10 protein-coding genes and 1 pseudogene are annotated in these 15,602 nt (G+C 37.0%); 9 read left to right on the top strand and 2 right to left on the bottom strand.

The annotated features are described in order from the left end of the window. Positions 1-11 precede the first annotated feature (11 nt). Positions 12-1,238, bottom strand: a complete 1,227-nt coding sequence (locus Xsto_RS15325) for an RtcB family protein (protein ID WP_099125610.1) — start codon at positions 1,236-1,238, stop codon at positions 12-14. Between the two features lie 215 nt (positions 1,239-1,453). On the opposite strand from Xsto_RS15325, the gene rtcR reads away from it, so the two are divergent. Next, positions 1,454-3,031 carry an RNA repair transcriptional activator RtcR gene (gene rtcR, locus Xsto_RS15330; RefSeq protein ID WP_099125600.1) on the top strand — a complete coding sequence of 526 codons (1,578 nt, stop codon included), beginning with the start codon at positions 1,454-1,456 and terminating at the stop codon, positions 3,029-3,031. Positions 3,032-3,042: 11 nt separating this feature from the next. Continuing rightward, entirely contained in the window at positions 3,043-3,960 is a 918-nt protein-coding gene (rnz, locus tag Xsto_RS15335; protein WP_099125601.1) for a ribonuclease Z, read from the top strand. 132 nt (positions 3,961-4,092) lie between these two features. On the opposite strand, the gene Xsto_RS15340 is transcribed toward rnz, so the two are convergent. Next, on the bottom strand, positions 4,093-4,863 hold the full coding sequence (locus Xsto_RS15340) for a hypothetical protein (RefSeq protein WP_099125602.1): 771 nt from the start codon (positions 4,861-4,863) through the stop codon (positions 4,093-4,095). A 417-nt stretch (positions 4,864-5,280) separates the two neighbouring features. Here Xsto_RS15340 and pyrB point away from each other — a divergent pair, with 417 nt between their 5' ends. The 7 genes and pseudogenes from pyrB to Xsto_RS15375 form a co-directional block, all read left to right on the top strand. Then, the gene (pyrB, locus tag Xsto_RS15345) at positions 5,281-6,219 is read left to right on the top strand and encodes an aspartate carbamoyltransferase (protein WP_099125603.1); all 939 of its coding nucleotides are present in this window, start codon (positions 5,281-5,283) and stop codon (positions 6,217-6,219) included. A 361-nt stretch (positions 6,220-6,580) separates the two neighbouring features. After that, the gene (locus tag Xsto_RS15350; RefSeq protein ID WP_099125604.1) at positions 6,581-7,066 is read left to right on the top strand and encodes a hypothetical protein; all 486 of its coding nucleotides are present in this window, start codon (positions 6,581-6,583) and stop codon (positions 7,064-7,066) included. Between the two features lie 136 nt (positions 7,067-7,202). Beyond that, positions 7,203-8,174 carry a hypothetical protein gene (locus Xsto_RS15355; protein ID WP_099125605.1) on the top strand — a complete coding sequence of 324 codons (972 nt, stop codon included), beginning with the start codon at positions 7,203-7,205 and terminating at the stop codon, positions 8,172-8,174. A 130-nt stretch (positions 8,175-8,304) separates the two neighbouring features. Then, complete coding sequence (locus Xsto_RS15360; RefSeq protein ID WP_099125606.1) at positions 8,305-10,305, top strand: hypothetical protein; 2,001 nt, start codon at positions 8,305-8,307, stop codon at positions 10,303-10,305. A 95-nt stretch (positions 10,306-10,400) separates the two neighbouring features. Beyond that, a pseudogene (locus Xsto_RS15365) lies at positions 10,401-10,909 on the top strand (IS1 family transposase); the annotation flags it as partial. A gap of 474 nt (positions 10,910-11,383) precedes the next feature. Further along, complete coding sequence (locus Xsto_RS15370; protein WP_141554522.1) at positions 11,384-13,171, top strand: hypothetical protein; 1,788 nt, start codon at positions 11,384-11,386, stop codon at positions 13,169-13,171. A gap of 22 nt (positions 13,172-13,193) precedes the next feature. Next, positions 13,194-15,602 (top strand): trypsin-like serine protease (locus Xsto_RS15375; protein ID WP_141554523.1); only part of this gene is annotated, 2,409 nt, incomplete at its 3' end.

The raw sequence follows: 15,602 nt of genomic DNA on the forward strand, positions 1-15,602 counted from the left end.
CTGCGATCTTTCTAACCTTTTACACAAACTACCTGACGTAAAGTATGCACGATTTCCACCAATGAAGACTGAGCAGCCATTACTGCATCAATATCTTTATATGCCATCGGGATCTCGTCGATGACATCACTATCTTTTCGGCATTCCACATGCGCAGTGGCTTGTTTCTGATCGTTCACTGTAAAACGTTTTTTCGCTTCAGTACGGCTCATTACACGCCCAGAGCCGTGGCTACATGAGCAAAAACTTTCTTCATTTCCAAGCCCTCGGACAATATAACTTTTTGCCCCCATGGAACCCGGAATGATCCCCATCTGGCCTTTACGGGCTGATACCGCTCCTTTACGGGTTACCAAAATCTCTTCACCGTAGTGTTGCTCACGCTGTACATAGTTATGGTGACAATTCACCGCTTCTTGTTGTGTTGTGAACGGTTTTGGTATCTCGCGTGATAACGCCTCAAGTACCCGATGCATCATCACTTCCCTATTCTGGCGCGCATAGTCCTGTGCCCAGTCCACCGCTTCCATATAATCATCGAAATAGCGATTTCCTTCCTCAAAATACGCCAAATCACGATCAGGCAGGTTAGCGATATGTTGCTGCATATCTTTCTGCGCCAGTGTAATAAACAGATTACCAATGGCATTTCCTACTCCACGGGAACCGCTATGCAGCATTATCCAAACGCGATCTGCCTCATCAAGGCACAGCTCAATAAAATGGTTCCCTGTTCCCAGCGTTCCCAAATGCTGACGGTTATTGGTGTTCAGCAGTTTCGGGTATTTATCGGTGATATGTTTGAAGCGACCTGCTAACGTTGCCCAATGTTGATCCACCACTTCCGGCACCTTATTCCAGGAACCTTTATCCCGCCCGCCGCGGTTCACAGTACGACCATGCGGTACAGCAGCTTCAATAGCATGGCGGATATTCAGCAAATTATCCGGTAAATCTGACGCCACCAATGAAGTGCGCACAGCAATCATTCCGCAGCCAATATCCACCCCAACTGCTGCCGGAATAATAGCGCCGCGAGTCGGGATCACACTCCCGATGGTAGAACCTTTACCGACATGCACATCCGGCATCACTGCCAGATGCTTAAATACAAAAGGCATCTTGGCTGTATTTTGTAATTGAGTAATCGCTTTTGGATCAACCGGCACCCCATTCGTCCACATTTTTACCGGAGCACCGCTCTCCTGAGTCAATAAGTTATAAGCGTTGGTTTTCATTTCAGCTATCGTCATTTTTGTTCTCCTTTAATTCTTTGATATTTATTATTGCTAATCCAGTGCCAACTTTGAAAATAGGCAAAAATATTTCTTATCATAATGAAAATTAAAGTTTTTTATTTTTCCCTATTTTCAGCGATTGTTTTTGCCATTTGATTTTCTTATCTTTTTATATCGTTTTTTATAAATTTAGATAATCAATAACAGAGGCAAGGATGAAACGCAGAGTTGCTATTGGGGTTTTAGGAACAACATTAGATAGACGTGGGAAAAAAGCGAATCGCTGGACAAAATGGCGTCCTACTATTGGGCTATGCCAGCAGCCTGAGCTGCCAATTGACAGGCTGGAATTACTCTATCAGGCAGATAGCTACAGTCTGGCGCAAAGAGTTAAAGAAGATATTGAAGAAACCTCCCCACAGACCCGGGTTGTTCTGCAAGAAGTTCAGATTGATGATCCGTGGGATTTTGAGGAAGTTTATACTGCCCTGCTTGATTTTGCGGTGCGCTATCCTTTCGATATTGAGAATGAAGAGTATCTGGTACATATCACTACAGGCACGCACGTTGCCCAGATTTGCTGGTTTTTGCTGACTGAAGCGCGTTATCTGCCAGCCCAGCTGATCCAGACATCACCCAGAAATGGCGATCGCGATAGCCATCCTGAAGGAGTCTACACTGTTATCGATTTGGATCTCAGCCGTTATACCACGCTAACCAGCCGCTTTCTGCGTGAACAGCAGGAGCAAGTGGCGTTCCTGAAATCCGGCATCGCTACGCGCAATGCCAGTTTCAACCACCTGATAGACCAGATTGAGCGTGTTGCGCTGCGCTCATCAGCACCGATCCTGCTGACCGGGCCAACCGGGGCAGGTAAATCCTTTCTGGCTCGCCGGATCTATCAACTCCGCCAATCACGCCATCTGCTTAAAGGGCGTTTTGTCGAAGTAAACTGTGCAACATTGCGCGGTGATAATGCCATGTCTACACTGTTTGGACACGTCAAAGGGGCATTTACAGGGGCAATCCAGCCGCGAACCGGCCTATTACGCGAGGCCGATGGTGGTATTTTATTTCTGGATGAAGTGGCCGAGTTAGGCCTTGATGAACAAGCAATGTTATTGAAGGCGATTGAAGAAAAAAACTTCCTGCCGTACGGCTCTGATCGGGAAGTTTACAGTGACTTTCAGTTAATTGCCGGCACTCACCGGGATCTGCGGGATAGAGTTGTTCAGGGAAAATTCCGGGAAGATTTATATGCCCGTATCAATATGTGGACTTATCAGTTACCCGGACTGGCTCAGCGCCGTGAAGATATTGAACCAAACATCGACTATGAACTAGCCCGCTATGCACAAATGCAGCAGACGCAGGTTCGTTTTGATAAAGAAGCCCGACAGATTTACCTGCGTTTTGCCTGCTCAGAACAGGCCAAGTGGCGGGGAAATTTCCGTGAATTAAGTGCATCAGTCGCCCGTATGGCAACGTTTGCTGAAAATGGCCGCATCAATCAGCACTTGGCAGAAGAAGAAATCATCCGCCTCAGACAACACTGGCGAGGAGAAAATAGTTCCTCCCTACTGCCGGATCATTTAGCAGAAATTGATCTGTTTGATCGCCAGCAATTAGAAACCGTTATCAGCGTTTGCCGGGGATCTGCCAGTTTATCCGAGGCCGGTCGCAAGCTCTTCGCTGTTTCCCGCCAACAAAAGAAACAACCCAATGATGCCGATAGATTACGTAAGTATCTCGCCCGATTCGGCTTAGACTGGGAAAGTATTCAGCAAGATTAGGAGAAGACGATATGGAATTAAAATTTCTGGGTACCAGCGCAGGTATCCCGACTAAAGAACGCAATGTCACCAGCCTTATTCTCGATTTACAGGAGATCCGCAGTTCACTGTGGATGTTTGACTGCGGTGAAGGAACACAGCATCAAATCCTTCACTCTCCGATTAAAATCTCCAAACTGGAGAAGATCTTTATCACTCATTTGCATGGAGATCATATCTTTGGTCTGCCCGGCTTACTATGCAGCCGATCAATGGGCGGCTCTACTGATCCATTAACGCTATACGGGCCAAAAGGGATCCGCCAGTTTGTGGAAACTTCATTGCAATTAAGCAGCTCCTTTCTGACCTATCCACTGGAAATTATTGAAGTACAGCCCGGATTACTGTTTGATGATGGCACAATGAAAGTCACCGCTTATGCCCTGAATCACCGTGTGGAATGTTATGGCTACCGAATTGAAGAGCATGATAAACCCGGTACGCTGGATGCCAAAAAGTTGGCTCAGGATGGAATTCCCCGTGGCCCGTGGATGCAAACCCTAAAACAAGGGGATACGGTCACATTGGAAGATGGCCGGACAATTTCCGGTAAAGATTATCTTGGAGCGCCAATTCGTGGCAAATCATTAGCGATTTTCGGGGATACCGAGCCCACACCAGAAGCCCTGAAGCTGGCGGCTGATGTTGATGTCATGGTACATGAAATCACTCTGGAACATGCGTTTGCCGAAAAAGCCAATGAACGTGGTCATTCCACCACCAAACAAGCGGCAACGCTGGCTCGTGATGCCAAGGTAAAACATTTTATCGCCACACATATCAGCGGACGTTATGGTAAAGAAGATTGCCCACGTTTACTGGCTGAATGTCGGGAAATATTTTCGAATACTGATTTAGCCGAGGATTTTTCGGTATTTATAGTTAAATAGTTTCATGATAAGAATAGATTAACTGAAAAACTCACCTGAATAATTTTTCGATTATATTTCACATTAAAAAGCAGAGTTAAAAAATGAACAATCCCGCCGTAAGCGGCGGGAAATTATCCCTGACGGATTAAACTAACTGATATTAAATAATTTAGAAAATTCTTCAGATATATCACGATTAAGTATGTTCCGCTGATGATACTCTCCCCATAGAGCTTCATTTGAAATCCAAGGAGGAAAAACAGGCTTTTTATCCACCCAGAATTGAATCTTACTCGCGACTTTTTTATTATTTCTGTTCCTATAAACCCATCTTAATTCTTTTGCAGTTATAGATTTTCTTGTGTTATTTAAACCTTCTGATTTATTTACAACTTTTGCCATATTTATCTCATCGAGTATAAAATGTATATGCATATCCTCAGTCAGCTGACAATCACTCATAGTGACCCATGATATTCCTCCTTTGCATTTTCTTCCTATAGTGACATGGTCATTAGTTATACCTTCTTCAAGAACAGTATGATACTTATCATGTTTTTCAAGATAAGAATATAAACTTTCTTTATACTCTTCATATTCATGAAAACCAACAACATTAAGATAGCCTTTGTATTTATTAGCTTTCTCACTTAACCATGCATTAGGTGCTCTTCGATTATTTCTTAGTGAATTCTGAAAGCTATCTAAAAAACTCTTCATTTCTCTTTCTTCAACTGGAATCAAATAATAATTCATCATCGTCGGTTTAAAAAACTCTTGTCCAGAAGTTGATTTAGGGAGTCTATTTTTAACAATTTTAAAATTATCTAAATTACTGATATAACGCTCTCTTTCATTAGTTAAACCATATATAAGATCACCCTCAAAAAACTCATTTCTAAAAGGTGGTGAAAACGGCATATATTACCCTCTTTATTTAATGAAAAAATAAAAGACAACGTATTATAGCCTGTATTATTAAACAGAAAGTTATTTTTTAAACGGTTATAAAAGCGACTGAAAAAAAATAGTTTTATCTCATTATGAAGAGGATAATAGTCTGCAACACCTTCGTTTACGAGTCACTGCTTGAAACAAAAAATTCTCTCAACAAATCTTGCAGTGAATACAATCGCGAGTATAATGCGCGACGATTTGCCGGGAGAAAACATGAAATACAGCCTTACAAAACGCCAATCTAACGAAGCACTGCCAACTGGCAGCTTGGGCGTATTGTTTTCCCCATTGCTAACCGAACATTTAAAAAGCCCCTCAATTGAGGGGCTTTTTTTCGTCTGCCCAGTCCAAAGCTAAAAGTCATAAAAGAGGAATGTAAACATGGCTAACCCGTTATATCGCAAGCATATCATTTCAATTAATGATTTGAGCCGCACAGATCTTGAATTGGTATTGCAGACGGCAGCAGCCCTGAAAGCCAATCCACAGACTGATTTACTGAAACACAAAGTTATCGCCAGCTGCTTTTTCGAAGCCTCTACGCGCACCCGTCTCTCTTTTGAAACAGCTATCCAGCGGCTTGGTGCCTCTGTGGTTGGCTTTGCTGACAGCAGCAACACCTCATTGGGCAAAAAAGGTGAAACACTGGCCGATACTATTTCTATTATCAGCCAGTATGCTGACGCGATTGTCATGCGTCACCCACAGGAAGGCGCTGCCCGCCTTGCTTCTGAGTTTTCCGGTCATATCCCGATCATTAACGCCGGTGATGGTGCAAACCAACATCCCACCCAGACGCTGCTAGACCTGTTTACCATTCAGGAAACTCAGTGCAAGCTGGATAACCTGAAAATCGCGATGGTTGGTGACTTGAAATATGGTCGTACTGTCCATTCATTGACGCAGGCACTGGCGAAATTTGAGGGCAACCATTTCTGCTTTATCGCGCCAGACGCACTTTCTATGCCCAACTATATTCTGCACATGCTGGATGAAAAACAGGTGAGCTACAGCATTCACAACAATTTTGAAGATGTGCTGCCTGAGCTGGATATTCTGTATATGACCCGCGTTCAGAAAGAACGTCTTGACCCTTCTGAATACGCCAATATCAAAGCCCAGTTTGTGCTGCGTGCGGCAGATTTGGTGAGTGTCAAAGAGAATCTGAAAGTACTCCATCCTCTGCCACGTATTGATGAAATTACTGTTGATGTGGATAAAACGCCTTACGCGTATTATTTCCAGCAGGCAGGTAATGGAATTTATGCTCGTCAGGCGTTGTTATCACTGGTATTGAATGAAAATGTTGTTATCAAGTAATAATCATCTAACATAAATAAGCAGTGACAAATCTTATGGCTAAGGGAATTAGACCTTAGTCATAAGATGATTATCCCAAAAAAATTCTTTAACATCATTTCATCAAGAAATCCCATTTACAAAAAATAAACTTACTTATAATTGATTTAATATTACTTATCACTAATTAATTACCATCCTAAAAGTATAACAATACGTTATAATTAAATTTGTTAAATTAAAATAAGCACTAATTTAAAATCATTTTTCTTGTTTTAGCCTTCCATAGAATTAAGCTATTATCGTCCATTTAAACAAATTAATTTTGTAACGTTATTTTCTAAATAATTTATCCTAAATAAAAAGTTGACGATATTACATCATGCACAGGCAAGAGAATGACTACCAACGATATGAAAATATCTGGGTTGCAGAGTTTTCATATGGCTATCATGGTTCAGAACAACAGAAACAACGACGCTATCGCGCTCAGGCATTAATTTATGCCAACAGCCAACATCAGGCTTTGATTCAATTATCAAACCATATGTTGAATTCATTAAAAGCAACAGAGGGCGAGTATGAGAAAATATTGCCTTTTCTCCAATATCTGAACAACAGTGCTCAGCTTGAAAAACGCCTGATCCTGAATCTAGATAAAATAAATATAGAACAATCAATTCTGGTATTGGAATCACTGGATATTAGTGAACGATTGCCGATTGATACCGGAGAGCTGTCAATCACCCAATATCGCTGTGTTCCTTTTATCGGTGATAACTCTTTTAATCGGCACTGGATCAGTGACGACCTATATACGCTGCTTTACCGACAGCAACAGAACAAAATCCAATATTCCCATAGTTAAAACAGCTGAACTATTCTGGCATTATATTCCATTTGAAGATGCCGCTGTTCCATTACGTTATTTAGCACATAAAACAGAAAAATCAGATATCAGTAAAAAACCTATTTTAGGATTTAAAGGTATGGAGTTCCGATAAATGAACGATTCAAAAAAAATATCTACGACCCTTCATGATGCCACACCTACCCTACTCATTGACCAGCAAGAAATCTTGCTGAAAATACCAATGGAGAAAAAAAGCTACGAAGCATTACAAAGTTATCCTCCTCTTAACAGCATTGATGATAAACAATGCACTCTGCGGAATACACAGCGATTTGCGAGAACAATCATATTTTTCCCCATTCTTATTGGCGTATTATTAACTTTTTATTATTGCATTGAAAGCCTTATAGAATTAAAAAAAAGAAGTGAAATTAATATATTACGTACTGTCAATAGTGTTCGCGAAGAATATGGTGAAGATTTTTATCTTCGAAAAGATCTTCCTGAAAATTTAGAAAATGCCCGTTTTATCGGCAATGATAAAACTATTTCTTTCTGGAAGTATCTTTATTACCGCTATAACTATTTTCACGCTAGCACCAAGTTTTTAATTACAGATTTTTTACGTTTCAGTTTATTACTTGTTTTTTCCTTCTACCTAATACACAGATGCTTTTTCTGGAAACTGCAAGCACCCATATTTATTGATCGAGAACGGCAATTGTTTTTCAGTTGGTATAAAGGCAAAGTCTATGCTGCCCGCTATTCTCAGGTAGGTGTATCCAATCAAACCGATCCCATGAAAATTATCCATCTGATGGGGTTAGCCATGTATACACTGGATGAAAACAATACACTAGCTCGTCGTGCTTTCCAGATGTGTCTCTCTTATGATTCTATATTAGGATTCAATACAAAACTACGGCAAGATGAAGCACACGCCTTTATTATTAAATACCTTATACAAGGCAAAGATGCTGTTGCAGCTACTGATTATAAACGTTTTCCTGCTTTGTTCTTATTCAAGGATAAAAAGCCCGCAGATTTTAATGAACAGCTTGAGCATATTTTGGCGGAACTAGACAAACAAGATATCAGAGATAACAGTCAGGAAAATACATAAATAGTCAGATAAATTATGTTACTGCATGTATGACACCTCTACTTTATATCAACCAGAATGTATCCATCTGGTTGATATTAATTAATTAAAAATTAGAAAATAAAAACAGTTAAAAATGGATCGGAAAATCATGAATGATGTAAAGTGGTACAACATACCAGCCAAAGCTCTGAGTAAAATAACGCCAACACCCTTTATTGAGCACCAAAAAGAGTTACTTGCTACTCCATTACTAAGTAACAAACTAGGAAAAATTCCCCTATCTATATGTGTCGAAAGCATTGATGGCGATTTATGTGCGATGAAAACGACGGATAGAGATTTCCATTCCTCATTATCATTATTTGGGCCAATATTATTATTCCTATTTTGGACTATTGCTGTAGTATTATTTACAGAGCAAAGAAAAGAACATCTCCCTGAAATATGGGAGCAAGTTAATTTAGCTCGCCAAAAATATGGAGAAAAAGATTTTTATCTCCAACCACACTATTCCAAAAAAATGGAAATTGTCAGATATGTTAATTATTCGAAAGAAATAACCTTCGATAGATATATATATTATCGTTATAACGGTTCAGATAATAACATTTCCCTTATCCTGTTGGATTTTCTCATATTTGGAACATTAATATCATTGACTATCTTTTTACCCATTTATATTCGTCGTTTTTATAAAAATCCCCCACCATTATTTATTGATAGGAAACGCCAATTATTTTTTAGTTGGCGTAAAGGAAAAGTTTATGCTGCCCATTATTCACAGGTTGGATTTTCTCAATTACGAGTACAGTTACACTCATCAGAAACTGGGGGGTTGATACTATACACTTTGGATAGAAATAACTCACTCACCAATCGTATATTTTCAATCCATATGTATCGTGAAAGAAATTCCTCTTCAGAACAACAAAAGAGGTTTATATTACCTTATGTTTTTATTGTCAATTATCTTCTATATGGTAAATCCCCTGTTTTTGAAGGCGATATCCTACGTACTCCAGCTCCCCGCAAATGCCATGAAGATGAAAAACCTGCCGACTTTGATGAGCAGATAACTCGTATTCTAGCCGCATTAGAAACTCTTTCAGCGACAAGAAAAAATATTCATGCTCCAGAAGCATGGCGTCCAGCCCCCTCCTTACTCATTGAACAAGAAGAGGACTTACTAAAATTACCAGCAAAACCAAAGAGTAAACGAGAATCAAAAGCTTTTTCCATGCTCAAAAGTATTAATGATAAGCAATGTGTTTTAATAGGTAGGTCACTGGCCTTACCTCGTATTTTTTTATTTTTACTTTATTTAGCTATTGAAATTCCCATCAGTGGTTGGTACATCAGTACCTTCATTTCACACAAAGAGTGGGAAGAATCTATCATTTTGGAAGAGGTCGAAAAACTTCGTCAAGAATACGGAAAAAATTTTCATCTTAGAAATGATCTGCCAGCTTCATTTTCTCCGGAAAAATATATAGCCGGGCTTGATATAGAAGATAACAACTCCATTCCAATTTGGAATTTTATTTATCATCGATTGCATTATGATGATCATATTCGTGATAAAGAGTATGACTATGGAATATTTAATTTATATTATTTTGAGTTTTCTGATTATATTATCTATTTTGGACAATTCCTGATTTTTATATTATTAATTCTCCACATTTTATTTTTAATCCCTCAGGACCTCATTATAATAGATCGTGAAAGACAGATCATATTTTCTCCATCCTTAAAACTTAACGTTGCTCGTTATCAGCAAGTTGGTATTTCCTATCAACTCACCCCATTGCCTCAGAGCAAACCGGATGGATTAATACTCTATTTTATAAGCAATAAAAATACATTATGCTCTACTAATTTTCGGTTCCATATCACTAAATGTCTTTGGGGAAAGAAAAGACATTCCATACATACTGACATTCAGGCTTTTATTATTAACTACATGATAAAAGGTAAAAAGTCAGTCAGTGAAATTGATTTTAAACGTGGTAGTTCGTTGTTTTGGCGGACAGGAAGACTGCCATTTTATTTTGATGACAAAATAGAGCATATCTTAGCAGAATTAGATAAGAGAAATCACGAAATTCAGGAGAAGAAAATGAGCCATAAGGGAAATGCACTCTCATAAATTAGCTACAGAAATTGAAAACTCACAAAAATGCGATTCCAGTTGTTCCGTTTATAGAACGTAAGATAGAGTTATTAAAAATTCGGTCATGTATTCAAGGCGTTGATCTTGCGATGAACAATACCGGCACCCGTGATACGGCCAGAGTCCTGCATATCAGCATTAATGCTGTCGTACGCGTTTTGAAAAACTCCAACCCCTGTGTGTAACAACCTTACTGCTGGGTGAAGTTGACGAAATAGGGTCATTCGTCGGGAATAAAAAGTGCCAGCGTTAGTTATGGTATGCTTGGGAACCTCACCTAAAACGTATCATTGCGCATGCTTTTGGTAGACGAAACAAGAAAACGCAGAAAAAGTTATTGAAAAAACTATCTAAATGCAAGGTGGCCTTTTGGTGTACTGATGATTATCGAGCCTATAATTGACTGCCTTCAGCCAACCATCTGGTTGAAAAATATTTTACTCAACGTATCGAATGTGAAAATTTAACGTTACGTAACCGAATTAAGCACCTGAACCGTAAAACACTTGGTTATTCAAAGTCATCTGAAATGCATGACAAAGTTATCGGCACTTTCATTGAACGTGAATATTATGTTTGAGATTGGTCAACTCTTTGAATAAAGAATAAAAAAATTGAATACCTCTCCAAATACTATTCCAGTAATTCAATTCATCAAATGAAAGGTTGAATATCTAAAAATCCCACTATTGTTTTTATAGCCAGATATCCCTGTAATGCATTGATAAATTTTACATGCTGAAAGGATAGAATGAAATTACGCACATGTGATCCTGATGGAATATCGTAGTTGCTACGCTCACAATTTACATTTGTGGGATAGTTGATCAAAGCCAATTAGGACACACTAATATAAAAAATAACTCCAAACTTGGACATTATTGAGATGCTTTACCATACTTAAGTATGGGTTCTTTTTCCTTTGATGGAATTGGCCGGTTACAAATTTTCCACAATGTATCCCATTAAATTTTTTTATAAATTATATTAATAAAAAACCTCCATAGATTTAACTTATCATCATGGTGATATGTTTTTTATTTAAGGTTTTTATATGAAAATAAATAAATTAAACTTATATATAACAACACTATCCATATTACTCCCTTGTCTTAGTAGAGGCTATGCAAATAGCTTAACAAACCATTCCTTCATTCCAAATTATGAGAGTGAAAATTCAGTAAAAAATATAAACATTCTTTCATCAAAATATAATTTAACCTTTAAAAACAGTAATAAATATGGCATGTTAAAAATTCATGTGACTAATGATAAATGCATGAAAGATCATGGGGCTGAATATATAAATTTGCAAAATGGACAAAGTTATAGTGAGAACATCGTAGATTACAATACAATATTCAGCTGCCATAGTGAAAATAAATTCGTGGAATGGACTGCAACTACCTATCATAAATTTAAACCATATAAAACATGTAATTTACAATTATTAATATATTCAGAATCAATTTTTGATCCATGGCTTAGTTCGGTTAATAAAATAGGCTATTGTAATCTTGAAATCAGCGCTACTTGCAAAAGAGACTATGACTGTTTAAATCATGGGATTTTAGTTCAGGATGGCTATAGTATCAGCATAGATATCAAGGATGATTATGTTTTTACACCACCAAAAATTACTTCCTCTGATCCGCAAGAGCAAGCCCAAAATAATTATATCACTATTATGGGACAGGGTTTTATGGAAGATGAATCGTTACCTTATCTTGTCACTAATTTTGATCAAAATAAATATAAAGTTAAGCTTATAGAAGAAAAAAGTACTCAATGGCAGGCAAAAGTTTGGATAAACTGCGAACTAACTCCCAGAAAAATTAGTATTGAGGGTATTGAAAATTCAGGAATTACTATTAAAGGACCACCATGTGGTGCAACCATAACGTCAATGAAAGATGCTCAAATTATACCTGATGGAAAATATGACATATCCGGTTTAGTTAATTTTAAAGTTCCAAATGATGCTAAAAAAATTAAAGTGTCAATTTCTAGTTTTGATGATCCTGATTACACTCATACTTCTGAGCCAACAAAAGAATATACACCTGATGTTGATATTAATTCCGGCACATGGAGCATTAAAGGTTTAACCGCAAAATGTTTTAATTACTATAAAGCATCTGTAATTTTCCAGCAGAATAAGAAAGAGAAAAATAATCTCTCCGAAAAAAAAGAAATTAAATATGGTGTAGCACGTTGTCCGGTAAAAATCACAAAACCTGTTATGAATGAATTTATTACTTCAACAGACGATAATCCTAAACAGATTGTAATTGGTGGGAAAGTAACGGAAAAAACACCTCTCGATATAATCGTAAACTACTATTCAAATGGTGAACATGCTCTCCCACTTCTTTCTCGTATTGGAAATAACTGGCAAACTAAAATCAGTGATGCTCCTGCCGGTTTTATACAAATTAAAGCTAAAAACACAGGAACACCTGATGTTCCCATTAAAAATAGCAATGACGAAGTCACTATACTGAAATCAAAAGATTTCTCTGTAAAATATGAAATCATCGATAGTGGATTTATCCACATTTATGGAACTTCCTTGCCTAATAATGATAAAAAAACTAGTGCATTCAAAGAAACTCTCCACCCTAAAATAATAATATTTTCTGATGGTGTAAAATCAGAAGAAATAATTCCTGATGAAAAAGGAAATTGGAGTTCAGACAATGAATATTATGCTAAACGAGGAGTATATTTTTTTACTATCCATGAAACATCTGATAATAAAAATTATCCAGCAAGGAAAGATAAAACACTGGAATGTACTGGAGGTAATAACCATATGACTTGTATTGAAAAAAATAATTAATCACCCCATTCAGGAGGCTGTTATGGTTATATTTAAAGTTTCTTTTATACTCTCGTTATTATCTTACAGTATAAATGTATTTTCAGATACTGTATTGCATCCCCACAAAATAGAAACAATTGCTGGAGGAGAAGAAAGCTGTATTGATAGTAAAGATAGTAAATGCAAACCTTGGGTCGTAAATATTCGTGCTCAAGATAAATCAGGAAAAAATATTTTTTCATGTAGTGGTTCGCTGATCTCTCCAAGCTATGTTTTAACAGCAGCACATTGCAAGGGTGACAATAACGTCATTGAAAAATATTCAATTTCAAATTATGAAAATAAAGTAATTGGCACTGCATTATATAACAATTTTACCGAATATTCTGGGAATGCAGATTTTGGAGTAATGAAATTAGATAAGCCTATTAATTTAGCTAATTATGGTCATGTTCGTCGTTTTTTTGACTATGATGAAGCTTATGAAAAAATAGACAAAAATTATTATAACGCTTCTATCTATGGCTATGGTGATTTGGGAGTTGATCCAACAACAGGAAATCAGATAAGAAATGCCGAAGTAAAACAGCATAGAGCTGATGTTAATATTGTCACTAATGCTGTAGATTTTAAAAAAAATCATGGTCTTCTTATAAAAGAAAATGAAGATTTAAAGCCAGGAATTATACAATCTGGAGACTCTGGTGGTCCAGTTATTTGGCATGATACAATCATCGGTGTTGCATCCACAACAAAAGATACTCTTAAAGTTAAAGATAGCAATAAAGTTCGTCCATTCTTTTTTGCTTCAGATGTTACAGGAAAATATCTTGATACCGCTTTTAAGGAAAAAAGAAATTTAGAAAATTGGTTTTCTAACGCCATGAAACAAATATGGATCTATAATCTGGATTGGGGTCAAAATTTAAGTAAAAGGAAAACAAGCATATCTGTAGAGGGAATGGGACATGAATATTCAGAGATCTATCTTCATTACTCTATTGATCACAAAAAGGAAAAAAGCACTAAATGTAAGACAGGCGTAAAAAGAATATGGAAATGTGATATCCCATATGATTCCTATTTTACTAGAGACATTAGAGAAAAAAATGAATATGAAGTTACTATTACAGCTGAAGAGTTAAATAAAAATGATAAGTCATGGGGAAGTGATACCATAAAAGTAAAAATACCAAGTTTAAAACAAGAGGTTGGTATTATTTACCCATCAGATAAATCAACAGTTCTAACCAAAAACTTTACCATACGTGGATACGCCGCCCCTGATGCTGATATAGAGTTGACATTAAAATCTAACCGTAAATACGACAAAGAAAGTTATACACAGGACGTGTTATGCTCTGGGTTAGATAATAAAAGTTTGATAAAAACAGGTGAGAATGGACTATGGTCATGCAGTATAAAGTCTGATATTCATCTTAAAAATTTAGGAAAAGATGACAACTATAATATAACTATATCTCAAAAAGCCCAAAAGAAAAAAATCAGCGATCAAGTCAGCATTAGTTTAAAACCAGAAGATTATTCCACTTTAAATGTTGAGCCAAACAAAAATAGAAAAGGAAGCATATATAGAAAAATATTAGAATATAATGTAAATTATGCTAACAATGCAAAACTAGTCTGTATTTTTAACGGTTATTATGCAAGTTGTAAAAATAACCATCAAGATAAAAATAATTTTCATTTAAGAAATTCTTTTTTATCAAACGAAGATTTTGATTCAATCCCAATACAGATTGTCGATATCAATGCAATACAAAAACTGGATAACGTTGACCCGAGTGATCCAAAGTTATGGTATCATGACTCTTTCGAATCTGAAGGCGGATATTTTATGCCTTCTTTTAATAAAGAATATACAATTGAATCACCAACAAAAATCTTATCCACTGATATAAAAAATAAAAAATTCGCTGGTTTTGGTGGTGATGATCAACGTTATACTCTCTCAAATGATGATATATTTTTACCTTCAGAATATTCTATCTGCATGAAAAAAAGCAGTCATTCACCTTCAAATTCCCCTCAATGCAATAGAGATGATAAGGATATCTACGTAAAAATCCCATTGAAAGAGGGTAAATATTTTTCCGAACTACCAATACAATATAGTGATTTTGTAAAAAGGCATGATTTTCCAAATTGGAGTTTATCGCTTCCTCCTGAATTGAAAGACGGGCTCTATTATATTGAGGTAATGGACAGGTTTATTCCTCTAGGACTCAATATTGAGCCTCATATTTTGTCAGATTTCTTACAAAAATCATATTTTGAAATCGAAACCCCTGACGTTGGCTTTACAAGCCCGGAAAACATCTCAGATACCGTTGCGACAGTATCAGGAACTGCCAATATTCCCGGTGAAACAGTTAACGTCAGAAAACGTAAACTCACCCTTTCTCGGGGGGCATCAAGGGTAGATGCG

Source organism: Xenorhabdus stockiae (genome assembly GCF_002632825.1).
Lineage (GTDB): Bacteria > Pseudomonadota > Gammaproteobacteria > Enterobacterales > Enterobacteriaceae > Xenorhabdus > Xenorhabdus stockiae.